Raw genomic sequence first — 22,564 nt, 5'->3', positions numbered from 1 at the left:
CTACGAGCGCAAAGCCGAGCACTTCCTTGCCTTCACCGGCATCGCCTGCACCCTCATCTGCTACCGCAGACTCACCAAATGAGATGACGTCTAAGGAGGCGGGTTGGCGGCTTCCCGTGCGGCTTGAGGATGTCGGCGAAGTAGGTGGTGGAGTCCTTGTGTCCGGCAAGCTTCGCGAACCGGTTGCGGCGGATTTCGACTCGATCCGCATAGAGCGTGGCGACTGCCGAGTAACCCTTGAAGGTCTGTGGCTCGTTTTCGGACTGCGGGGTCTTGTTGAGCTTCATCGGAACCAGCTTCCAGTTGAGGGATCGTGGATAGGTGGGCCTGAGGCACTACGAGCAGGGTGACCTGGCGGGGCGACGGGGGAAATGAGTTCTACGTAATCAGGCATCACCGAGCCGATTACCGGGCAGGCGCCCGCTATCTTCCATTCTGAGCGACGGTGAAAGGCCGGTAAGGACACGGCGCCGCGGTGCTGGTGGTGGGGACGGGAGGTCGGAGGATGCCCGAGTTGGCAAGGAGGACCTGCGTCGGCGCCGATGGCGTTGTCGCAGATTCGCCTGCGGAGCACTCCGCGTCGGCAGGGCCGTCCAAGCCATGCGGCCGCAGTCACTCGACGTCGACTCCGTAGGCGCGGGCCAGAGCGTCGAGGCCTTCAGCCCAGCCTTGGCCGATGGCTCGCAGTTTCCAGGCAGGTCGGCCGTCGACGGTGTGCCGGTACAACTCTGCGACGACCATGGCCCGGATATTGGGGTCTGCAGGCGGCTGGAACTCCCAAGCCGCCCCCAGCGTGCAGTCCATCAGCAGGGTGGCGTAGGTCAGAGAGTCGCAGGTGAGTCCAGTATCGACGTCCATATTGATCGCGATGGCCACGCGTCGGACGTGTTCGGGCAGCGCGGACAGGTGAACAGTGACGCGCTCGACGGTGTGCGCTCCTTCGAGCTGCTTGCCCAGAAGACGCACGGCTCCGTCCGCGCCAGACGGCTGGTTGTAGAAGACGAAATCCTCATCACCGCCGACGCGTCCGTCATGCCCCGTCAGGAAGAGGGTGAGGTCTGCGTCGGCGCCCGCGAACCTGAAAGCCAAACGTAGTCCCTGCCAGGCCTCTTCGGGCAGGACGAGGGTCTGACCGGGGATCAGCGTCACGGGGGCCACCGCAGTGGCGGGCGGTATGGGATGCGGACTCGCCGGTGCTTCCTGCTTCCACTCGGCGAACGGCTTGATCCGGTACGGATCGGTGACCGGGCTGCCTCCACCGGGCGGGGTGTTGCCGCCGAGACTGATGTCGAGGTCTGCTAGGGATGTCTCGCCTGAGTCGGGGGCGTCCTGCGCGTGGTCAAGCAGGTCCTGCAGGCCGGGCACGCGGGTCGTGTCCAGGGGCTTGATGGCGGTGGAGAGATTGCCGGAGGCCGTGGTGGTGACGGAGCAGGCCACGTCCTGGCCGATGTCCAGGAAGCGGAGGGCGTCCTCGGGTTGCCGCCAGGGCGTGGACTCGATCGCCTCGCGGGTCCAGCGGCCGTAGGCCACGAAGCCGAGACGTTGGGTGTCGGGCAGGCGGGTCAGCACGGCCAGGTCGATGGCGGTGGTGCCCGGGGCGGTCGCGAAGCCCTCTTTGAGGGTGGCGACGATGTTCGACCCCATGGACGTCAGCCACCACAGGGTCTTGTCCCGTTTGGTGAGATTCTTCAGTGTGGGGCGGCCGCTGGGTGTCAGGCCGGGTGTCTGGGTGGGCAGGGAGTCGAGGTCCTGTTGCCGCATCACGACGGAAAGGACAGGGCCGTCTACCCCAACAGCACAGCCGGCTGCCGGGTTGTCGGAGAAGGCGATATTCACCGCCTCGCAGACCGTCGCCTCATCGTTGGATATCAGCGCCTGCCACCACTGCTGCGCCTCACTGGCCAACTGCTCTCGCACCGCCTGAAGACGGGCGGATTCCGCGGCCAGGTAGAGGGGAGCGTCCTGTTCCGCACGCTGCTTGGCTGCCGTACGTTGCGCGCGCGCCAGGCGGGCGATGCCCTGCAGGTGAAAGGCACGGGCTTCGGCCAGTGCCCAGGGCAGGCCCAGGTTCGGCGTGTCTGGAATCTGTGGGAAATGTGCTGCGGGGAACGACTGCAGGTGGACGCTGGTGGTCTGCCGGCGCAGTTGTCGCAACTCAGCGATGGCGGCCTCGCGCTGCGCCTCTTGCTGGGCTCGCTCTGCCTGCCGTCGGGCCCTGTCCAGTTGTGCGGCCGACGGGGCGACGGTCCGGGGTCGCGAGGTTCGACGTGTACTGGTCCGCCGTCGGCCACCACCCAGCGAACTCGAGGCATAGAAAGGACCGAGACCGGATGACACCCGGGCGCCGCCGGTACCCACGCTGAGCCTCGCCGCCCGCGGACGGATCGATGTCCGCACGCCGCGCGTCGAGACCCGCACGCTCATACCGGGAACACCGACACGGAACCCGAACCCCATGGAGTATCCCCTCTCCCCTTGAACCGCCTGGCACCTGTGGATTCCGGCCGACCGCCGGCATGGCCTCCACACGAGAAGCGTGAGCTCCTATCCGGGGGCAAGGCCAAGCGCCTGCAGTGCACTGCTGTTTGGACGCGAAAACGCGGACCTACTTCTGCATGACCATGCCTTGATCCGTTACGTAGTAGCTCGCCATGCAGGTCGGGAACGCGGAGCTGTCTCCGGGTTCTCCGCGCATCTGGGATGAGTTGCAGAACTTGTTGAGGATCTGTTGTTTCTGCTGGTAGCTCAGTCCGGCAGGCTGATTGTTCTGCTGCTGGCCGTTCTGTGACTGATCATCCACTTGCCCTTGTACCCAGGGGTCGGTGGAAGAGGATGTGGCGTCGCCATCAGAGCCGAGAAGCGCACCGCCCAGGAAGAACGAGGCCGCAGCGACGGCAACGACACCACACCATAGGGTGATCGGCCGCTGCCACCATAGCTTCTCCATGCGCGCCAGGATGCGTTGGTACTCCGGGTGGTATTCATACTCGTCCCGCCAGCCGTTGGGCGAGTCCGTCGAGCCGGGCGCGGCATGCACCGTGGGGGCGCTGGATGGGCGCGGGGGGACGTTAGGGGGAAGTGGTGACGTGTTCTCCACCGCAAGCTCCTCACGGCCCTGACCGGCAGTCAGGTCCTGCACAGAGAGTCGGGCGGCACAGGTTAACCATGAAACATCCATGGTTTCTACACACATGACCCAATCGTGATCTGGCATGCCGGCGGTCAGTAGACCCCAACCATTCTTCAACCATCTGCACGGGCCTGGCATGATCCACCTGCGATGCGGGAGCGAACCGCTGGCGTCGACGCATGGGTGTGGAAGCAATGGCGGCGAGTGCGCACAGCAGGGCCGGAGTGGCGCTGTCATCGGGTAAGAGCTGTCGACGGCAGGGGCTAACGCTCGCCGCCCTCGGGCTCTCTGCGGCGCACAACCCCGTTGACGATCATGATGGCGTGACGGATCCAAGCAGCATGGCAGCTGTCGCACACCGTCTTGAGCCAGCCGGCTGCGCCGTCCCCGCGGGGTCGTCGGCGTCCTGGCGCTCCGCAGAATTCGCAGGTAACCGCAGATTGTGCTTCGGCCGCAGCGACCAGGGCTCGCACCTCGGTACTCAAGCCGCCTGAGACTCCGGTGACCTGCACACGTACACCGCCGAGTTTCTCTTTCAGGTCGTCAACCCGGTAGCCCGGTTCACGGGCGAGGAGTTCCTCGTGCAGCCGCATCAGCAAGGGATGCCAGCCAGGCCCGACCGCGCGCAGCCGATCCGGCAGCTGGCGTTCAGGACGATTGCCGAGCCGACTGGTCTGGGGTTCTTGCATGAGGCAATCCTGTCAGGCACCCGCCGCGGCCCCAGCCCACCGGAACAGCGCTTTCCGGCATCTGCTTCGACCGCCACTGCCGACGGCAGCACAGCCGCAAGGGTCATCGGAGGCGGTTGATGTATCGCTTGACCGCGCTGCGCTGTTTGTTTGTCTCGGCACTTCCACGCCGATGGGGCCCGGAGTGCGGCGGTGGCCGGCCCACCACCGTCCAGGACCGGCTGGGCCGGCATCAGCGGCTTGATCTGGTCCCACAGACACATCTGATCAACTGACCAGCCGCCCTCAAAGAGAGATGCCGCCTGGTAGCCCGGGCGAGACGGTATGCGGACAGGACTCACTCGGCGGTGGTCTTCGGCCGCTGCCGAGGCCTCAGGCATCCACCTCGTCGAGGTGCTCGCGCAGGACGCGGGAGATCTCGTGCACATCGCCGGTTGTCGGGATCCGTCCGTATTCGGTGACGCCCAGTTCCAGAGCCCTCTCGCTGGTGAACTGCACGAGGTCCGGTGCGGGCGCGTAGTGGTCCCGGAGCCAGCGTGCCAGGACGGCTGCCTCATCGGCAGTGGCGTTCAGGGCCATGACGGCGCCGACCTTTGGGTAGGGCGTATTGACGAGTCCCTCCATGCGGGTGCCTCCCCCGAGGGGCATGTCAAATCCGAGGCCCTCCTGGGGGTGGGGCGCCTGGGCTCCCAGCAGCCAGGTTTCCGTGCCTGGGAAGCCTTGCATCAGGCGCTCGGCGAAGTCGTTCAGCTGGATGTCCCAGGCAGCGGCGTCGTCCACGGGAGGTGCGAAGCTGAACGTCGTGCGTCGGGCGTCGGTTTCAGTCATGTCTGCCTTCGCTAGGGAACGTAGCGGGCGCTGCCGTTGACGCCGCTCATGGCCATCGTGCTTTCCCAGTACGGCACCGCCTGCTTGTCGTTCGTGATGATCTCAAAACCGCGGATCTCGTCGTTGCGGGGGTCGTCGAGGGCTGCGCGGTACCGGTTCATCTCGGTGGCGTCCTTGAAGTACATGCCGTCGCGGTGCGGATCGAACTCGATCTTTCCGGTGTCCGGGTCGATCTCCGGTGGCGTGCCCAGGGTCTGGTTGACCTTGCTGATGCTGCGGAAAGACTTGCACTCGTCCGGTTTACGTATGTATTTGGCGTCGATCGCGTAGCCGTCGTCCTTGCGCATCCCGTCCATCATGAGGCCTCTGTTGCTCTTGCCGACTCCGGGAGGCAGGGGTACCTCGCGCTCGGGGTAGCCGGCGACACAGAGCTGGTAGGCGTTGTCCGGGCTCGTGGCTCCGCCGCCGCCGGCGAAGCCGCCGGCGGGCAGGGTGTGCACCCAGTTCTCGAATCGCTGCTGTTCGGGCAGGCTCAGGATGCGAGTGGATCCGGGCTCCGGCGGGAGCGGGTCCCGGTCGAGCGTCGGGTCGTATCGGCTCGCCATCGGCAGCAGGTTGGGAGCCTGGCCGTGGTAGGAGGCGATCAGCACTGGAACCGGAACGCGGCCGGGGATGGGAAGCAGTGGTATTCCCGGCAGCAGGGGGCTGTCCGGCTTGCTGTCCGGGGGCAGCTTCACCCGCTTCTGGGACGAGTCCAGGGCATGGGCGACGTTGCCCAGTGCGCGGATGTACGGATCGGAGAGGACGGCGTCCTTCAGACCGCCGTCGTAGCCGTTGCCGCCGAACATCGGGGAGTCCCAGGGCATGTCGTTCGCGAACGGGTCGACGCGGTGATGGACGATCTTCTCCTTCGCGTCCTCGACGTGGTCGGCGTACCGGTCGCAGGCCTTTGCCAATTGCGTGCATGCACCGACCAGGTTGGCGAACAACGGCTCGTTTTCATGTGCCTGGTCGGACGGGCAGATGAAGCCCACGCTGTCGGCGAAGTACTGATGGAAGGCGTCGGCGGCCTCCCCGGAATGTGCTTTGCCGGCAGTCGAGGCGTAGGTCTGGGCGTCTGTGAGCAGCCGGGCCACGAGCTCGCCTCCCGCTCTCCAGGAAGCAGCGACGTCGCGCAGTTTCTCCGGGGAGCCGCGGAACCGGTCACTCATTCCTGCCGGTGCGTACTTGTCCCAGGCGGACGTCTCACCGATCACTTCGGGAAGTTCCTGGCCCAGGCCGAGGAATCTTTCCTCACACGCTTGGCCGGGGTCACCCATGGTGTAGGTGAGATCAACCTGCTTGCGGAGGATCGCTGAGGCCACCGCGCTTTCACGGGCCATGAACTCGCGTGCGTTCCGCATCAGGCCTTTGCCGGATTCGCCGATGATGTAGGCGCTGTACCCCATCGAGTCCAGGGTGGTGGCGGCGGCCGGCTTGTACACCTTGGCGAACTCGGCGCCCGCGTCGTCGTCTCCCGCCATGCCGTGCTGGCGGTCCAGTTCATTGAAGAGAGCTACGGTCGCCTCGACGGTGGCCACCATGACCGTGTCGGCCAGTCCCATCGACGCCTTGACCATGTTGTCCGCGATGACCTTCAGGTCAGGCGGCATCCCCACGTGAATCCTCCCCGTTCTGGCATGACGCGATCATGTTCGCCGTCGTCCGTTCTACCTCACAGGGGCTTGGCGTGCTGGGACCAGGTCCGACGGGCTGGCTGGATATGGACGCGTGAGCCAATAGCCGTCCCTGGTCCGCGAGATCCGTCACCGACTACGTGGACACAGTCAGCCCATCAGACCGTCAGGTTAGGATCCGCGCACGTGGCACCACACACTTTCGATGAGCTAGTGGAGATACAAAGGACAGCAGACGCGGCGCAGGCCCTGGTCGAGCAGCTACGCGATCAGGGCGGGCCGCCCACGCGTGAGTCGTGGAGCGCGCAGCGGATCGAGGCGTACGAGACCGCGCCTGGCGGGACCTGGTTCGCGGCGTCCAGGCCGTGGCTCCGAGTAGGCAGGGGGCCAGGGTCGCGGGTCGGGCGGTGGAGGAGAAACATTGGGCTCAGCCCCGGCCGGAGAGATGACACCGGTCGGGGCTGATCAGCAGGATGTGGTCGTGAAGGGCGGTCGCCTCTCGGCGATGGGCTCCATGAGGCTTCAGCCGAACGATCGTCCTCATGGGCCATAGGTGAGGCCCGGGGACACTGTCCCCTTCACCACCACGCTCCTTTCAACCAAGCGTGCCCGGCAGATGTTCCCCCTCGGGTACCTCATTTCGTGACGGCGGTCTTGGGAGGGCGCGGTGGCCGTCGGGGTGGTCGTGGATCCAGGACAATCCGCCGAGGTCGAGGCGGTGGCGGGTGCGGGTGACGGCAACGTAGGCCAGGCGGGCTTCGGCGTCGTCGATGGGGTCCGGGGGCGCCGGGAGGCTGTCGGCATCGCTTGTGTCGTGGGCTGTGGTCCGGGCGAAGTCGTCTGCGATCAGCACGCGGGGCCATTCGCGGCCCTTGGCCTTGTGGGCGGTGGAGACGGTGACCTGTGCCTGTGACTCGGAGACGAGACGGCCGACGGCGGTGAGGATGGCGTCGGTGCCGTGCGTGTCGACGAGGTTGACCAGCGGCTGCATATCGCGGCCGGCCGGGTCGTGGGCGGCGTAGTCCTGCAGATCGCCCCACGAGGAGAAGAGGATCAGCTCGGGGTGGTGGGTGCGGCGTCCTTCCTTGAGGTCGCGGGCGGCCTGGGCCAGAGCGCGCAGGCTGTCCCCTCCCCCGGCCAGGGCGACCCGGTAACCGGCAGCCATCAAGATCATCACGTGGGCCATGGCGCCGACGTCGGTGCGGCACAGCACGGCGTCGGGGCTCGTGACGGGGCCCAAGGAAACCTAGATGATCGATTCCAAGGGTTGGCGGTCGTAGCGATTCCGGACCGGAGGGGTGGCGCGGCCCCATAGGCTGAGCCCCATCCCTACTGTCTGGGGGAGTAATGACCAGTAGGTTCACCGAGTTGGTGCTCGACTGCCACGATCTGGAGCGGCTCGCGGCCTTCTGGTGCGCGGTCCTGGGCTTCAAGGTGATCGACCGGAGCGAGGGCAAGGTCGAGATCGGTTCCTGGGAGCCGACCGTCGAGGAGGTCCGGGCCCGCCAAATGCCGCCCACCCTGCTCTTTATCCGGGTGCCCGAGGGCAAGACCGTGAAGAACCGCCTCCACCTGAACGTCAGCCCGATCAACGGCAGTACCGACGACGAGGTGGCCAGGCTGCTTGGCCTTGGCGCCGCCAAGGAAGACGTGGGCCAGGACCCTGGCCGGAGCTGGGTGGTCATGGCCGACCCCGAGGGCAACGAGTTCGACGTCCTGCGCACCCTGGCACCATCCAACTAGATGATCTCTCCCAAGGGTTAGGCAGTGTCCCGTGGATCAGTTGGTTGTTTGACCCGGTGTGCAGTCCAGGGGTGGGTGGTGTTGTGGCTCGTTAGAGGAGATGTGAGAGAAGAAGGACGGGTCCGGACAGGTGGGTTGATCGGTCCGCGAGCCTTGATCGCGTCCCTGAAGCCGCTCGGCCTGGCCCAGCGTGGTCGGTCGCGGCTGTGGATTGATGATCACGGATGGTGGCTCGGGGGACGCCTCCCAAACCCCTGTACACGCCGTCACGCCTCGTGAATAAAGCCACCCGCCGACATGCCTTGACCATCGGGTTCGTGTGGCTGAAAGTGACCCTACTGATCGACTGGGGCGGGAAGCATGACGCGTGACGAATACGCCGACCACTGCGAGGAGCTCTTCGCAGTGGGCGGATTCACGGAGGTCCGGAAGCTGGCCGAGTCCGGCCTGGAGGAACTCGGACCCGATCCGGTGCTCTACCGGTGGCTCGGCCTCGCACACGCGGCGGAGGACGAGGACGACCACGACGCCGAGGCGGAGAAGGCCTACGAGGCCGGGCTCGCACAGTGGCCCGACGACCTCGGACTGCTCGTCTCCTACCTGGAGCTGTGTCTGCGGGCCGACGGGTGGACGTACCCCGGGCGCAGCGGTCGGGCCGGCCTGCTCAAGGAGCGGATCGCCGTGCTGGCTCCGACGGGATCGCCCGAGGCCGCACGGGTGGAGGACGCGCTCGGCTGGGCCGGGCGGGGCTACTGGCAGGACGTGCGGGAGAGGACGGCCACCGCGCGGGCCGAGCGGGCGGCTCTGGCGTCCCACAGCGCCGATGTCGCCGAAGCGCTGAAGCAGGGCGGCCAGGCGCACGCGCATCCCGAGGACCTGCGGGCCGCCGAGGTGGCGGCCGCGCTGGAACTGCTGGCCGGCCCGTGGCGGGCCCCGCTCCGACTCATGATCCGCCACCGGGTGGCTGCGTACGTCGCCACCTTCGTGCTGGTCCTCGCCACCAACAAGGCGCTGGTGCTGAGCGGGACCGTTTCCTACAGCGTGTGGGGCTGGTTCTGGTACACGCCCCTCCTGCTGGCCGACGCGAAGCTCAGGCAGGCCAGGCGGCTGGCCCGGCAGCGGGTGATCGCCGCGATGGAGGCCCGGCACGCTGAGGCCGCCGCCGCAGGCTAGCTAGGGCCTGTCCGGCGGCTCACGGCGTAGCGTGATCACGAGCGAGTCGGAGGGCTCGGTTCCGCTGTTCATCGAGCGATTCCGTGGCATCTTCAAACCAGACGGACTTCCGGGCACGGAAGCGAACGAGACGGATGGCCGAGCCTCCGCCCCGGAGAAGGCCGTTCGCTCCCTACGGGATGAAAGCCCGCAGAGCAAGGCAGTGACGAGAGCCGTATACAGGGCTGGACCTGTATAAACGCCCTCTTACGAGGACCATCCGGGCGGGTCGCGCTACGTGGCCTTGCGTTGGGGGACTACGCGAAAACCTGCCGGCACCGGATGGTGTAGCGGCGCCTCGAAACTGATGCTATCCGCGCAGGCGGGCCGCGATCCGCTCGGCCCCGTCAGCGTCCAGTGGATACGGGCTGCCGTACAGCAGCGCGCCAGTGACGACGGCGGGGCCGCTTATAGGTGGGTGGCCGTGTTCGGCTGCGAGCTGACTGGCTGCGGGATTGGGCCGGCCTGACCGTGCTTGACCGGGGCTGACCTCGGCATGCCAGAGGGTCAGGTCGTCGCCGAGCTTGGTGGACCGGATGTTCTGGGAGCGGAGCTGTTTGGCGACCTCTTGGACGAGGTCTGGCCCATACGAACCGGTGTTGACGCGGGTGACACCGCTGTCCGTGACGACAAGCAGTGCGGTGGTTGCGTTGCTGCTGGCTTTGTTGCGCCTGAAGAGTGCCATCCGGGGATGGTAGTCGTGTGACCATGCCATCCGTAAGTAGCCGACACTATCAAGGATTTGGGTGACGCGACGTGTGAAGCTTCTCCCTGATCGTGGACACCTGGAGACTGGAACCTTGAGGTTCCAGAGTGACCCGAATGGGCCCGGCCACGGCGCGCACGGTGACGACGCCGTGGAAGCTGACACTGCGCAGTACGAGCCGGTCGGCCCACAGTTGCCCAGGAAGGGTGCGCAGTGCGGGTCGGCGGCCGGTCGAGCGGTGCGCTGGAGGGTGACAGTGAGGTGCTCGGGGTTGCTCGAGCGCTGCTCACTCCCCCGCCTGATCCCCCGCGCTTACCCCGGATCTCCACTCCAGACCCCCCGGGCGCACCGGTGACCCGAAAGCCGCAGTCCTGCCTTCAGCCGGGGGACGAGCCGGCCCGCGGTGGCTCTGGCCCGAACCACGGGGCCCAAGAGGACTCACGGAAAACTACGGGCTGGGAGTGACGGGCTCGATGATCCTGACTGTCGGCGCGCTGAGTGGCAGCACGTCCGGCGACTCCCGTATCCGGCAATCCAGGAAATCGTTGAGCAGACCAACGCGTGCAACGGATGGCGCCGGAGGACCTTTGGGAGTTGTTCCAGCGGGTGGTGCCGCCGGCACCGGTACGCCCGCAGGGACGACGGCCCCACGCGGATCTGTCCGTCGGCTGTGCTTTTGCACCGCCTGGTACCAGCTTGAGCGGACCCCTCGGCAGGCACCCACATGCAACTCGCCACCAACCAGGACCATACCGATCTCCACGCCAAGGTGACCGTCGTCCCCAGCGGTCAGGACGAGGAATTCGGCCCCGGCGAGAAGGGCGGGATCTTCGGGTGTCCAGGTGGTCACCGCGGCAGGTCCCCCGTCCGGTCACTGCTCGGTTGCTGCATGGTCCATGAGGTGAGGATGCGCAGGGCGTCATGAGAGGGGCTGCCGGGTTCGGCGGTCAGGATCATCAGGCGCTGTCCAGAGCCGTCCGGGCTGGTCCAGGTGTCGCAGTCGAGAGTGAGGTCGCCCACCAGGTGGTGACGGTAGTGCTTGGTGCCGTAACTGGCGCTGCTGACGCGGTGTTCGGCCCACCAGGTGCGAAAGTCGGCGTCCTGGAGGGACAGTTCGCCGACGAGATGCGCGAGGTCGTCATCGTCGGGATCGGCGCCGGCTTCCATGCGCAGAGCGGCGACGGCTTCCCGGGCGTCGTGGGCCCAGTCCTGGTGCAGTTGCCGGACCACCGGGTTCGTGAACAGCAGCCGCATGTAGTTGCGCCGGTTCGCCGGGATGGCGGCGAAGTCGGTGTAGAGGGCTATGGCGGCGGGGTTCCAGGCCAGGATGTCCAGGCGTTTGCCAAGGACGAGTGCGGGGGTTTCGGTGAGCTGGTCGAGGAGCCGTCTCATGGCCGGACGCAGGCGTTGGGCGGGCCGGCGGCGGCGCGGGTGGGCGTCGCTTCGGCCGGCGAGTTCGTAGAGGTAGTGCTGCTGGTCGTCGTCGAGGCGCAGGGCGCGGGCCAGGGTGGTCAGCACGGGTACGGATGCCCGGACGCGACCCTGTTCCAGTCGCGTGTAGTAGTCCACGCTGATGGCGGCGAGCTGGGCGACCTCCTCGCGGCGCAGTCCGGCGACTTTCCGGGCGGAGTCCGTCTCGGGAAGGCCGCACTCTTTCGGTGTCAGCTGGGCCCGGCGGGCCTTGAGGAAGGCGCCCAGCGCCCGGGAGTCGGAGTCTGCAGTCATGCTCTCAAGTGTCATGGCGCCGCGACGGCCATGGCACATGTGTGAGGGGGCAAGTTCTTTCCCAGGCAGAAACCTGGCTCTCCCGCTCGTGCGGAGGCTGACGGAACGTGGATGTGTGCCCGGCAGGGTGCGGGCCCCCGAGTCCGCCGCGCCGGTGCGTTACGACACGTCATCACCGTCTCAGGGAGAGTGCCTCATGGTCCAGACCAGCGTGAGCTTCGACAGCGCCGGCATCCCGCTCGCCGGCCACCTCTACACCCCCGACGCGCCGCCGTCGGGTCCACGGCCGGCGCTCGTCGTCGGTCACCCCGGCACCAGCGTGAAGGAACAGACCTCCGGCACGTACGCGCAGCGGATGGCCGAGCGCGGGTTCATCACCCTCGCCTTCGACGCCGCCTACCAGGGTGAGTCCGGCGGCCTGCCCCGTGGTCTGGAGGACCCCGCCCAGCGGGTGGAGGACTTCAAGGCCGCCGTCTCCTACCTCACCACCCGCGACGATGTCGACGCCGACCGGATCGGCCTGCTGGGCATCTGCGCCTCCGGCAGCTACTCGCTGGCCGCCACCGGCGGCGATCACCGTGTCAGGGCCGTGGCCACCGTGTCCACCGCCGAGCCCGCCCGCCAGTTCCGTCTCGGCGCCGACGGCACCCAGGACCCGGCCGTCTTCCAGACTCTGCTGGACGCCGCCGCCGCGGCCCGCAGCGCGGCCGCCCGCGGCGAGGACCCCGGCACGATGACCATGTTCCCGGAGACCGCCGAGCAAGCCCGCGCGCTGGGCGGCGAGCACGCCTTCGAAGGCTTCGAGTACTACTGCACTCCGCGCGGCCGGCACGAGCGCTCCGCGAAGACCCTCGCCTGGGAGAGCATCGACAGGATGGCCTTCCACGACGCGTTCTTCGCCGTCCCGCTGATCGGCCCCCGCCCCATCCTCCAGATCATCGGCGAACGCGCCGTCACCGCCTGGATGGCCGTCGAGGCCCACCAGCGCGCCACCGGCCCCAAGGAACTCCACTGGATCAAGGGCGCCAGCCACGTCGACCTCTACGACAAGAAGGAGTACATCGACCCCGCCATCGACAAGCTCACCGATTTCTACACCACCCACCTCACCACCGACTGAGCCCGCGTGCGACGTGGCTGAGGCACAGGGACAAACGCCCTCTCGGCCGCCTGGATCAGGCAGCGGCCGAGAGCCCGGACCGTTTCCTGAGGGAGAGGCCGAAGTCAGACAGGCTCCAGGTGCCGAGGCGGTCCCAGGCGACCTGCCGCACCGACGTCCCGGTGCGGTCCACGGCATCCGGGCGGCCCGCCCCCATGGCATCGTCGACGCCCTCGCCCGCGCCGACGTCGCGTGTTGGGCCGACAAGGCGTACAAACGCGCTGGCGGCACCATCCGGGTTCCCTACCGGGGGCCGATGGGAGAGCCTGCCGGCCGGACAGCAAGCCGTCATCCGGTCCCACGCCAGGATCCGAGCACTCGGCGAACAAACCATGGCCGCCTTGAAGACCTGGCGGCTCCTGGGCAAAACTGCGATGCAGCACCACCCGCATCACCGACCTGGTCAAAGCCGTCCTCAGCCTCCGCCTCGCATCATCGACACGGGGTGGGAAAAGCCTCACTGCCGGAGGCGCGTTCAAGATACCGCCAGTATGGCAAGCTGCGCGTCACAACCGGCCCGTTTGCGGCCTCGTGATCAACGGGGGCAGCGCGGTGATGATCGTCCGTCTCGCTTGGAGGAAACCATGTCCACGTCCACCGGCATGCCCGCCGATCCGAGAACGAGCTACCGGGCCATCGAGAACCTGCTCGCACGTTACGCCGAGCTCGTGGACGACGGCGATTTCGCAGGACTCGGCTTCCTTCTCGCTGACGCCACTTTCACGGGCAGCGGCGAGCCAGTGAGCGGGCGCGAGGCGATCGAGAAGATGTTCCAGAACACTCTGATCGTTTACGCCGACGGAACGCCGAGAACCCAGCATGTCATCACCAACATTGCCATCGAGATCGACGAAGAGGCGAGCACGGCGGTCTCGCGTTCGTACGTCACGGTGCTGCAAGCGCTGCCTGACCTGCCGCTGCAACCCATCGCCGGCGGTCGGTACCACGACCGCTTCAAGCGCCGCGATGGGCAGTGGCGCTTCGTGGAGCGAACGGTCCACATCAACCTGGTCGGCGATGTGAGTCGCCATCTGCGTCAGGCGAGCGCACAGCGGTAGACACACGGAGACATTCCCGTTTCGAACCCCACCCACAGCCGACGTCAGGCCATCCCACAGAGGCTGGTTGCGACGGTGAGCACCGCTGACCGGCATGACAGTATCGACGCTGGTCACGCCGGAGGGGAAGCGGTTCTCGGAGCTGGAGCGGCTGCGCCGGCCGCCGACGCGGACGACGCTCACGGCGTTTCGCCCGCGCGCTGGAGCGGGTGGACGAGATCGGAGCGTTCGGTCTGGTCCGCGTGAGGCTGAACAAGATCCCGCCGAACCGGCCGGCGGCGTTGGCCCGGTACGGGCTGGGCAGCTAAGCGGCCGGGCTGGAACGGGCCAGCGAGCCGAAGCGCACGGCGACGCTGACGGCGGTGATGCGGCACCTGGAGACCAAGGCGATCGACGAGGCCCTGGACCTGTTCCAGGTCCTGATGGCAACCCGGTTGATCAGCACGGCCCAGCGGGCCACGGACAAGGACCGGCTCTCGACGCTGCCGCAGCTGGAGAAGGCACCACGGACGCCGCGCGGGCGGCGAAGGTGCTGTTCGAGGAGCTGGAACTGGTCGAGACGCACGGCACCGACCTGGGCGCGGCGGCACTGTGGCGGGCCGTGAGGGTCGCGATGGCCTTGACGTCCGCCTCGTGGATAGGGGCCCCCGCAGAGCGATGCAGAGATCGCCAGAGCCAGGAAACTCGCCAGGGCAGCCGATCCAACCCCGCTCGTGCCTCCGGGACGATCTACCAGTACGTCTGGGACGTGACCCCGATCCTCGAGGGCTGGGTGGAGGCTGGGATCAACAACTTGAGGGAGATCACCAGGAATCATGTCGAAACGGCGGTGACGGATTTGCCCCACGCCCGCCGGCACTCCGTTCATCCCCCGCTTCGTTCCCTGTTCCGGGCTCTGCGCAGGGAGCGCCAGATTTTCCGCGACCCCGCACGCAGCGTCTCCCTGCCACATGCCCCCAGGCTTCCCACGCCTCCCCCCTCGGACCGCCTGAAGGGGGTCCTGAACAGGGTCGATGACGTACGGAGCCAGCTCATCGTCGCTCTTGTGGCGGTACATGCCCTGGCACATGACGACCTTCCGTCGCTACTGCTCGAAGATCTCGACCGGACCCGAGGCCAGCTGCGCGTTCACCGGCGAGGGCGCCGTGACCACTTCGTTTACCTCGATGAGGCCACCATCGAGCTGGCCGCTGCATGGCTACGTGAGCGACACCGGCGCTGGCCCCGGACCACGAGCCCGCACCCGCACCCACACCCGCACCCGCTGATCAGCAGGGTCTCCGCCGCCGACGAGACCAATCCGCGGGTGAGCACCGAGGTCACGAAGACCGTCTTCGAAAGGGTCGGCATCAGCGCCAGGAAGCTCCGCGAGGACCGCATCTACGACGAGGCCCGCTATACGGCCGACCCTGTCCACCTGATGCGCTTGTTCGGACTGGGCAAGACGACCGCGATGAAGTACGCGACGGCGGCCCACCCCGACAAGAAGCCCGGCCCCATTCAAGCCTGAGGGGCGCTCCCTACCTGTGACCGAGCATTTTGGAGGCGGATGGCGATGGCTGCCCAAACGCTGTGGCACAGCGGCTCGATATGGGTTGGTGTTCGAGCGGCTGCACACGGCAGAGTGGCATGGTGACTGAGCTGTGGGCGCACGCCCTGACCTGGGCAGAAGTAGATCCGTTGCGGCATCCGTTCGAGCTTGACGAGGATGCGGCGAGGGCGTTGGCCGAGTCTGTGGCACCCCTGCTGCCCGGGGCAGGTGCCGTGGAGGAGAACCGTTGGCGTTCGCTGGACCCGGTCACCGACTTTCTGGTAGAGCGGTACGGCCGGTGGGCCTGCGGATGGAACTGGTCCGTGGGCGAGGGCGACACCGACGGCGGAGTCGTCGGCGTGTGGTGCTGTGCTTCCCATTCCGTGACGACGGCGGACGAGACCGCCCTGCTGGTCGTCGCGGCCCTGCTCGAATGGCGTGACTGGCTGGAGGAACTGGCAGAGCGCTTCTCCGCCCTCGCACCGCGAAGGCCCTCGGCGGACTCCTCGGTGGACCCCTGGCACTGGGAGCGAGCATGCACGCGGCTGGTCACCGTGGTGGCCGACCGGACCCAGGCCGAGAGTGGCTGGTACGGGCACTGCATGCAGGTCCTCACATGGTTCCTCACCTACAACGGCGTCGTCCAGGAGCGATCCCGGGAGATCGTTGAGAGCGCGGTCGGTGGCCGCTTCGGCAGTTGGATCGCACCGGACGCCACGGTGGTCGACTCGGTGAGTTCACGGTTCGCTCAAACCGTGAGAGGACAGGGATGACTTCCGCGTCCGTAGGCCAGCAGGACGCCCTTGCCGCCTGGCTGAGCACCCGTACGGAGATCTCCTGGCCGCGCTGGAGCGGCGAGCGCCCCGCTGCGGGACCACCTGCGCCTGACGGCGTCCGGGACTTCTTCACCGCGACGCGCGGCGGCCGCGACCCGGAAGGGACCGCGCGGGTTCTGACGGCCCTTGACCAGGCTCTCACCGACGCGAAGCAGGGCAGGCAGCTGACCTTCGCTCTCATGGCGGGCTGGCAGCGGGCCGTGCTGCATCGCGACCCTGTCGGCTTCCGCACCATGCCCGCCTTCGCGAAGGGCGGACGAGAGCGCTACGGCCTTGCGCCCGACACACCCGCGCGGTTCGAAGAGTGCTTGTCCGAGAGCACCCAGCCGGATCTGCCCCTGCCTTCGCGCGCTGCCCGGACGTACCTCGACGTCCTGTTTTTCCATCCGTTCGAAGACGGCAACGCCCGCGCAGCCATGCTGGCGCTCGCCTTCGTCCTGGCCCGTGACGGTGTCTCCCTCGACCAGGCGCACCCGCTGCAGGTCACCCGCTGGGCCGACGACGCCGATGGCGCGGCCGATCTAGCAGTGCTGATCGGAATCCTGATCACCGCGGCGCAGCGCCGCCTGTTCAACGGGAGCCCGTCTTGATGGGACGCGACGTCATACTCAACGAACTCGCCCAGGGACTGCGCCCGATGCCACAAGGCATCGAGTGGTTCGACAGTCTCGGCCCGGAGGAACAGTCCGAGGTGCTGCTTTTCCTGCGCCATCACTGCGTCCAGGCTCGCGCCGTCGACGAGGACGGACCGGAGAGCATCCGCCGTGCCGGACTACGCCCGACACACACCCCCGCAGTACTGATCACCCGCGGTCGGATCGACCAGCAATTGGGGAAGATCGCTGCGCTCACCCCAGTCGACGAACGCCGCAAGGCTTTCCGCCTGCTTATCGCGCTGCTGGCAATCGCGGACGCGCGGCGCCGCGAGCGCTTCTGCTCGGGCGGATGCGGTCACTGGTGGCATCAGCTGCCTGCCGCTGATCCTTCCGCCTGTTCAATCAAATCGGAGGGGACTTCGTGAGCCCTACCTGAGCAGGCTGAATCGAGAACACCCGGTGCAGACACACCGACGGGGCCTGCCCGGTCGATCAAGGTGTCGGCGGCTGATGCAGCGGATGGTCCCGGCACTAACGAGCTCGTGCACGGTAGGCGGTGAGGCGTCGTGGGCCACGGTGGAGCTTGGTGTTCATGTTCGTGCCGTGGTCAGGTCGGCGGTCTGCTGATGGGACAGCAGGGCGGCGACGGCTTGCACGGTGTCGCTCACGTGTTCGCGGTGGCCGAGGTGGCGGGCAGTGCCCGCCAGTTCTTCAAATGCGCGATGCCGTGCTCGACACGGATGCGCCGCGAGGAGTGCGCCTTGCGTTGCCGTTCGTGCATCTCCTCGTACCAGTCCGGGGCGTTCTTCTTGAACTTGCGGTGCGGTGGTGTCACCACGGGCCCGCCGGTCTGGGCTCCCAGACCCTGGTAGCCGGCGTCCGCGAGGATCTCGACCGCCGGGCCGCTTTCCAGGAGCCTGACCAGCCCTAATTGGCGGGCATGGGTGATGTCTGCGCAGCTGCCGTGCTGAGCCGGGCTGCAGAAGAGGACGCGGCCGTCGCCGTCCGTGACGACCATGGTCTTGACCGCGTTCTGCTTGCTCTTGCCGGAGATGAACTTGTCCCGGTCCTTGCGGCCGGCGGCCGGGCGCCTGACGCGGATCTCGGTTCCGTCGATGATGCCGGTCTTCCCGCTGGTTCCCAGGTGGTCGACGACCTCGGCCAGGGTCCGCAGCCGCACACCCGGGCTGATGGTGCACCCTCCCTCGGCGAGCAGTGGCCGCACCTCGCCGATGGCACGGGTGATGGTGGAGCGGTCCACACTGAACCAGCAGGCCAGCACGTCATGCGTGACGGCATGGCGGAGATGCACGAGCGTGGCCAGGAGCCGGTCGACGAACACCAGCCGGTGCTTCGCACCCGCACCCACAGCCCGCTTCCGCGGCCTGGACGCGAGCTTGGCCTGGTGTCGCTCGTGTCAGGACCTCAGGGTGCGTCCACCAGGGGCGGTTCCCCCCAGGGAGCGGCCAGCGCCTGCCGCAACGCGCCGACGGCGGCGGTGCCGATGCGTTCGGCCAGCACGCCCTCGATCACGGCGAGCGCGGCCTGGGCTCGGTAGTGCACACGGATGCCTTCGCCGGTGGGGCGGATCAGGCGGCTGCGGGCGGAGGCCGGGTCGGGGATCTGCTCCAGCAGCCCCATGCCGATCAGACCGTGCACGGCCTGATGGACGGTCTGCCGGGTGACGCCCATCCGGCGGGCGAGTTCGGAGACCGTGGTGCCGTGCTCGTCCAGGGTGGCGAAGACGGCGGCCTGGGCGACGGTCACCGCCTGCTCGCCCGCGGCCTCCATGCTGGCCAGCAACGCGTCGTCGAACCACCGCTTGGCCTCGGTGAAGAGCTGGGGCAGGTTCGGCGCGGGCGTGGTCATGGCTCCTCGGCGGGTCGGGGTGTCGAGCATAGCGACCATTCTCCGGCGGCCCCGATCCGGCAAAACCCGCTTCATCACAGAAGCGACCTGAAGCCAAATGTCAGGTAGCCTGACATTCGTTGTTTCCTCGTCGTACCGGAGGTTTGCCATGACCATGGAGTTCGCCACCCGCTACCGGTCCCGCTCACACATTCCCGCCGAGCCGGGCAAGCCCTACTTCATCGAGAAGGGCATGGGCGACCGCGCCCACCTGTTCACCGACCTGGTCACCGTCTACGCCGGCGGCGAGCAGACCGAGAACGCCTTCAACTTCTTCACCGTCGAAGGCCCCAGGGGCGACGTCATCCCCGCCCACTCCCACGCCGACACCCACGAGATCTTCTACGTCACCGACGGCGCGGTCCGGCTCTTCATCGAGGATCTCCAGGGCGAGCAGCAGGAAAAGCTCCTCACCGCGGGCGACTTCGGATTCGTCCCCAAGAACTGCCCGCACGCCTACCGCATCGAGCGCCACCACAGCCGGATCGTCGGTGTGGCCGCAGGACCGGGCAAAACCTTCGAGCGGTTCTTCGAGAGCCTCGGCACGCCCACCGAGGAACTGGGCCTGCCCACGCAGCCGTACATACCCGAACCGCACAAGTTCGGCACCGTCCCGCTCCAGCACGACGTACGGTTCCTGCCTGACCACCAGTGGCGCACCGGAAACTGACCACGATGGCGTACGTCCAAGCACTGCTGGCCGAGACCCTGGTCGGCGCCCTGTACCCGGCACTGCGCGTCAAGGCCCCCGCTCCCCCGCCCTGGCCTGCCTGCTCGGGATACTGATCGGGCAGACCGTCCTGGAGAAGCTGTGAGGAGCGCAGCCCGCACCCGCGTGGCCGCGTTCGGCCGACACATCGTGATCTCCTTCGCCGCGGGGCCGACCATGGGCGCCCTCTACTGCACCTGCGACCTCAGGGCACCGGTGCCGGCCCTGCTGGGGCTCACCGGCCTGCTGGGCATCGGCCTCGCCGAGCGCGCAGCCACGGTGCTCGGCGCACGGATCGCCCTGCACCGCACCCCTCTGCCACCTCCCCAAGGCGCGCACCCAGCCGACCCGGAGCAGGCGTCCTGCTGCACCTGCGTGCCGTCCACACCTCATTGACCCGCACGCCGGCGCCGACCCGACCGCCCCTCCGACGCCGCCCGTGGCGCCGCCCCTGAAGCTGCCGCCCGTCTCGTTCGGAAAGAACCCTCATGCCTCTGCCGCCCGAGCTCGCCGCCCTGCTCGCCGCACCCGCACCCGCCCAACTGCCGCTTCCGCCCGCCGCGCACCCCGCGCCTGGCACACGCCTGTTGCGCGGCGCCGTCTACGCCGCCCCCGACGGCATCCGCCCACTCGAACTCGACCTGTGGCTGCCCGAGGAACCGCACGACCCGCTGCCGGTCATCGTCTACATCCACGGCGGCGGCTGGCGGACGGGCACCCGCACGGACATGGGACCGCGCTTCCGCCCCTGGCACCCCAGCCCCTTCACCCGCCTCGCACAGGCCGGATTCGCCGTCGCCACCCTCGACTACCGGCTCACCGGCGAGGCCACCTACCCCGCCCAGCTCGAGGACGTCACCGCCGCCCTGGCCTGGCTCGACGCCCGCGCCGAGGAACTCGGCCTGGACACCGACCGCACCGTCACCTGGGGCGAATCCGCCGGGGCCCACCTGGCCGCCCTGCTGGCCCTCACCGCCCCGGTGCGCGGCTGCGTCGCCTGGTACGGGCCCACCGACCTGACGACTCTGCCCTCCCAGTCCCGGCCCGGCAGCTACGACGCCACCAGCCGCACGACACGCGAGGCGCTGCTGATCGGAGCGCCCTTGGCCACGGCCCCCGACCGCGCCCGTGCGGCCAGCCCGGTCACCCACGTCACCGCCGACGCCCCGCCCTTCCTCATCCTGCACGGCACCGACGACACGCTCATCCCGCTCGCCCAGAGCGAGCAACTCGCCGCAGCCCTGTGCCAGGCGGGCGCCCACGTCGACTTCCGCCCCGTCCCCGGCGCCGACCACGTCTGGGCCGGCCTGCCTGACGAGGACGTCGAACAGTGCTTCACCACCTCCCTGGACTTCGCCCGCGCACACACGCGCGGACGATCCTCGACGAGCACGGTATCGACGAGCCTGTCCAGTGGACTCCACACCTCGACGACGCCACCGTGCGCGCGCTCCGGCTGCCCGGGCCCGACCCGGACAGCATCCCCGCGGCCGAGTTGCACCGGGCCGTGCCCGGCGGCGACTTCTCCATCGCCCGCCTCGCGCACACCCTGAACACCACCACGGCCCACACGATCTACCTGCTGTCCCAGCACCCGGTCGACTGGAGCCCGCCGCGGTCTCGCCACACCCAGTACACCGCCACCCGCACCGGCCAGTGGCGCACGGTACGAAGACGACCACTACTCAGTCCAGGACATCGCGGACCTCGAAGGTACGAGCCTGGCCACGGTGCGCCTCGCGCTGGCCAAGTACGGCTTCCCGCTCCGCACCGCGGTGCCCCAACGAGGCCGTCCAAGCAGACGGGTCCGCCGGTGGGCGGACTGCTGGTGGTGCCGCCCTGCCCGCTCGCCCACCTGTTCCTCTGGCGTGCCGGCCCTCGCGGGCCTCGGAGCGCGGAGATCCCGCCGATGCGCAATGGAGCCCCGAGGGCGCCCGATCACGTCTCACCCACACGAGGAACGATTTCGAGGCGACTTGCACACCACCGGAAGGAAGATCAACGATTGCAAGGCGACACCGGCACACGGAACTTGTGCCAGACCCCGTGGAAGTGGACGAAGCCGCCGCAGGAGCGAAGGGCGCGCCGTGATCATGGGCGCCTCCCTCGCGGTCCGACCCGACTGGAGCAGTCCCTTCACCCATACGGTTGCAGCCATCGGCGCCTACCGCATCCTGACGCCGTGGCCTGAGCCGGCCAAGGACGACGTGAATGGTTGAATCGATGCCCGGCGGTCCCCAACTGTTTTCCCGGCGCCGGGCCGGGGACCGCGACAGGCCTCATCCCGTGACCGAGCAACGAAGGAGCGCCCGCATGGCCGCCACCGCGGAAGAGATCGTCGCCGGTCTCGCCGAGATCGTGAACGAGATCGCCGGGATCCCCACCGAGGACGTCCAGCCGGGCAAGTCCTTCACCGACGACCTGGACGTCGACTCGCTGTCCATGGTCGAAGTCGTCGTCGCCGCCGAAGAGCGCTTCGGCGTCACCATCCCCGACGAGGACGTCAAGAACCTCAAGACCGTCGGCGACGCCACCGGCTACATCCTCAACCACCAGGCTGACCGACCGGTCACAGCAGTGGGCTGACTGCCCCACGCCACCCGGCGGCGTAGTACCCATCCCAGGACGAGCTCCCGGGCGGAGGAACGCCGCGAGAAGGGCCTACCGGCACAGCGCCCGGCAGGTACACCGGTCACGCAGCAGAACGAGGACTTCGGTGAGAATTTCACCCCGCTGCATGAGCGTTACGGTCTCTTCGTCCTCCTGGACGCGGGAAAGCTTCTCCAGCAGCCGGGTACGCGCCTGCCCGACCTACCGGCGCTGCCGCTCGGCCAGTGCCGCAGTGGACGGCAGGATGCCCCGGATTCCCGCCAGGCGCTCCAGGGCCGCAGCCGGACGCCGCATCCCTTGCTCTCGTCCGTGATCACGAGCAGATCAGGGAGGCGCAGGGACTGTGCCCCCTTCCGAAGCGGCTGGCGGCAGGGCTCGCGCCGATCGTCCGGCCGCCCCGACCTGCCCAGTCTCAGCCGGTTCGCGCACCACCTCGAACGCGGCCCTG

22 protein-coding genes and 3 pseudogenes are annotated in these 22,564 nt (G+C 68.1%); 14 read left to right on the top strand and 11 right to left on the bottom strand.

What is annotated here, in order from left to right:
- Nucleotides 1-71: 71 nt before the first annotated feature.
- The 7 genes and pseudogenes from ABZ484_RS28755 to ABZ484_RS28725 all read right to left on the bottom strand — a co-directional run.
- Nucleotides 72-287, bottom strand: coding sequence for a hypothetical protein (locus ABZ484_RS28755; RefSeq protein ID WP_358868836.1), 216 nt, complete (start codon nt 285-287; stop codon nt 72-74).
- Between the two features lie 325 nt (nt 288-612).
- Nucleotides 613-2,154: a TerD family protein gene (locus tag ABZ484_RS28750; RefSeq protein WP_358868835.1), complete on the bottom strand. Its 1,542-nt coding sequence runs from the start codon at nt 2,152-2,154 to the stop codon at nt 613-615.
- Between the two features lie 451 nt (nt 2,155-2,605).
- The gene (locus tag ABZ484_RS28745; protein ID WP_358868834.1) at nt 2,606-3,193 is read right to left on the bottom strand and encodes a hypothetical protein; all 588 of its coding nucleotides are present in this window, start codon (nt 3,191-3,193) and stop codon (nt 2,606-2,608) included.
- A 200-nt stretch (nt 3,194-3,393) separates the two neighbouring features.
- A complete protein-coding gene (locus ABZ484_RS28740; RefSeq protein ID WP_358868833.1) occupies nt 3,394-3,819 on the bottom strand; it encodes a hypothetical protein in 426 nt (141 codons plus the stop codon).
- Between the two features lie 372 nt (nt 3,820-4,191).
- A complete protein-coding gene (locus ABZ484_RS28735) occupies nt 4,192-4,647 on the bottom strand; it encodes a hypothetical protein (protein ID WP_358868832.1) in 456 nt (151 codons plus the stop codon).
- An 11-nt stretch (nt 4,648-4,658) separates the two neighbouring features.
- On the bottom strand, nt 4,659-6,299 hold the full coding sequence (locus ABZ484_RS28730) for a restriction endonuclease fold toxin-2 domain-containing protein (protein ID WP_358868831.1): 1,641 nt from the start codon (nt 6,297-6,299) through the stop codon (nt 4,659-4,661).
- 619 nt (nt 6,300-6,918) lie between these two features.
- Nucleotides 6,919-7,563, bottom strand: a pseudogene (locus ABZ484_RS28725) (3'-5' exonuclease); the annotation flags it as partial.
- Nucleotides 7,564-7,670: 107 nt separating this feature from the next.
- Between ABZ484_RS28725 and ABZ484_RS28720 the strand changes: the two are divergent.
- Both ABZ484_RS28720 and ABZ484_RS28715 read left to right on the top strand, forming a co-directional pair.
- A complete protein-coding gene (locus ABZ484_RS28720; RefSeq protein WP_358868830.1) occupies nt 7,671-8,066 on the top strand; it encodes a VOC family protein in 396 nt (131 codons plus the stop codon).
- 360 nt (nt 8,067-8,426) lie between these two features.
- The gene (locus tag ABZ484_RS28715) at nt 8,427-9,239 is read left to right on the top strand and encodes a hypothetical protein (RefSeq protein ID WP_358868829.1); all 813 of its coding nucleotides are present in this window, start codon (nt 8,427-8,429) and stop codon (nt 9,237-9,239) included.
- A 349-nt stretch (nt 9,240-9,588) separates the two neighbouring features.
- Here ABZ484_RS28715 and ABZ484_RS28710 read toward each other — a convergent pair whose 3' ends face one another.
- Both ABZ484_RS28710 and ABZ484_RS28705 read right to left on the bottom strand, forming a co-directional pair.
- A complete protein-coding gene (locus tag ABZ484_RS28710) occupies nt 9,589-9,963 on the bottom strand; it encodes a hypothetical protein (RefSeq protein ID WP_358868828.1) in 375 nt (124 codons plus the stop codon).
- 867 nt (nt 9,964-10,830) lie between these two features.
- Nucleotides 10,831-11,709: a helix-turn-helix domain-containing protein gene (locus ABZ484_RS28705; protein WP_358868827.1), complete on the bottom strand. Its 879-nt coding sequence runs from the start codon at nt 11,707-11,709 to the stop codon at nt 10,831-10,833.
- A gap of 196 nt (nt 11,710-11,905) precedes the next feature.
- Here ABZ484_RS28705 and ABZ484_RS28700 point away from each other — a divergent pair, with 196 nt between their 5' ends.
- The 8 genes and pseudogenes from ABZ484_RS28700 (at nt 11,906) to ABZ484_RS28665 (ending at nt 17,314) form a co-directional block, all read left to right on the top strand.
- Nucleotides 11,906-12,829: an alpha/beta hydrolase gene (locus tag ABZ484_RS28700; protein ID WP_358868826.1), complete on the top strand. Its 924-nt coding sequence runs from the start codon at nt 11,906-11,908 to the stop codon at nt 12,827-12,829.
- Nucleotides 12,830-12,986: 157 nt separating this feature from the next.
- Nucleotides 12,987-13,306 (top strand): annotated as a pseudogene (locus ABZ484_RS28695) (transposase family protein); the annotation flags it as partial.
- Between the two features lie 146 nt (nt 13,307-13,452).
- Nucleotides 13,453-13,926 (top strand): nuclear transport factor 2 family protein, encoded by a 474-nt coding sequence (locus ABZ484_RS28690; protein WP_358868825.1) that lies wholly within the window; start codon nt 13,453-13,455, stop codon nt 13,924-13,926.
- 100 nt (nt 13,927-14,026) lie between these two features.
- A pseudogene (locus tag ABZ484_RS28685) lies at nt 14,027-14,530 on the top strand (Tn3 family transposase); the annotation flags it as partial.
- Between the two features lie 144 nt (nt 14,531-14,674).
- Nucleotides 14,675-15,436 (top strand): hypothetical protein, encoded by a 762-nt coding sequence (locus ABZ484_RS28680; RefSeq protein ID WP_358868839.1) that lies wholly within the window; start codon nt 14,675-14,677, stop codon nt 15,434-15,436.
- A gap of 119 nt (nt 15,437-15,555) precedes the next feature.
- A complete protein-coding gene (locus ABZ484_RS28675; RefSeq protein WP_358868824.1) occupies nt 15,556-16,230 on the top strand; it encodes a hypothetical protein in 675 nt (224 codons plus the stop codon).
- A complete protein-coding gene (locus tag ABZ484_RS28670) occupies nt 16,227-16,883 on the top strand; it encodes a Fic family protein (protein ID WP_358868823.1) in 657 nt (218 codons plus the stop codon). The genes ABZ484_RS28675 and ABZ484_RS28670 overlap by 4 nt, the downstream gene beginning before the upstream one ends.
- The gene (locus ABZ484_RS28665) at nt 16,883-17,314 is read left to right on the top strand and encodes a DUF5958 family protein (RefSeq protein WP_358868822.1); all 432 of its coding nucleotides are present in this window, start codon (nt 16,883-16,885) and stop codon (nt 17,312-17,314) included. Before ABZ484_RS28670 ends, ABZ484_RS28665 begins: the two co-directional genes overlap by 1 nt.
- A 239-nt stretch (nt 17,315-17,553) precedes the next feature.
- Here ABZ484_RS28665 and ABZ484_RS28660 read toward each other — a convergent pair whose 3' ends face one another.
- Together ABZ484_RS28660 and ABZ484_RS28655 are read right to left on the bottom strand one after the other, a co-directional pair.
- The gene (locus ABZ484_RS28660) at nt 17,554-18,258 is read right to left on the bottom strand and encodes a transposase family protein (RefSeq protein WP_358868821.1); all 705 of its coding nucleotides are present in this window, start codon (nt 18,256-18,258) and stop codon (nt 17,554-17,556) included.
- A gap of 56 nt (nt 18,259-18,314) precedes the next feature.
- The gene (locus ABZ484_RS28655) at nt 18,315-18,758 is read right to left on the bottom strand and encodes a MarR family transcriptional regulator (RefSeq protein WP_358868820.1); all 444 of its coding nucleotides are present in this window, start codon (nt 18,756-18,758) and stop codon (nt 18,315-18,317) included.
- Between the two features lie 148 nt (nt 18,759-18,906).
- On the opposite strand from ABZ484_RS28655, the gene ABZ484_RS28650 reads away from it, so the two are divergent.
- The 4 genes from ABZ484_RS28650 (at nt 18,907) to ABZ484_RS28635 (ending at nt 22,092) form a co-directional block, all read left to right on the top strand.
- Nucleotides 18,907-19,467 carry a quercetin 2,3-dioxygenase gene (locus ABZ484_RS28650; protein ID WP_358868819.1) on the top strand — a complete coding sequence of 187 codons (561 nt, stop codon included), beginning with the start codon at nt 18,907-18,909 and terminating at the stop codon, nt 19,465-19,467.
- Between the two features lie 141 nt (nt 19,468-19,608).
- Nucleotides 19,609-19,902 (top strand): DUF1427 family protein, encoded by a 294-nt coding sequence (locus ABZ484_RS28645; RefSeq protein ID WP_358868818.1) that lies wholly within the window; start codon nt 19,609-19,611, stop codon nt 19,900-19,902.
- Nucleotides 19,903-19,994: 92 nt separating this feature from the next.
- Nucleotides 19,995-21,059, top strand: coding sequence for an alpha/beta hydrolase (locus ABZ484_RS28640; RefSeq protein ID WP_358868817.1), 1,065 nt, complete (start codon nt 19,995-19,997; stop codon nt 21,057-21,059).
- A gap of 760 nt (nt 21,060-21,819) precedes the next feature.
- Entirely contained in the window at nt 21,820-22,092 is a 273-nt protein-coding gene (locus ABZ484_RS28635; protein WP_358868816.1) for an acyl carrier protein, read from the top strand.
- Nucleotides 22,093-22,564: the final 472 nt, after the last annotated feature.

This window comes from Streptomyces sp. NPDC006393 (assembly GCF_040628575.1).
Classification (GTDB): domain Bacteria; phylum Actinomycetota; class Actinomycetes; order Streptomycetales; family Streptomycetaceae; genus Streptomyces.
This window is presented reverse-complemented; position numbering and strand designations above follow the sequence as displayed.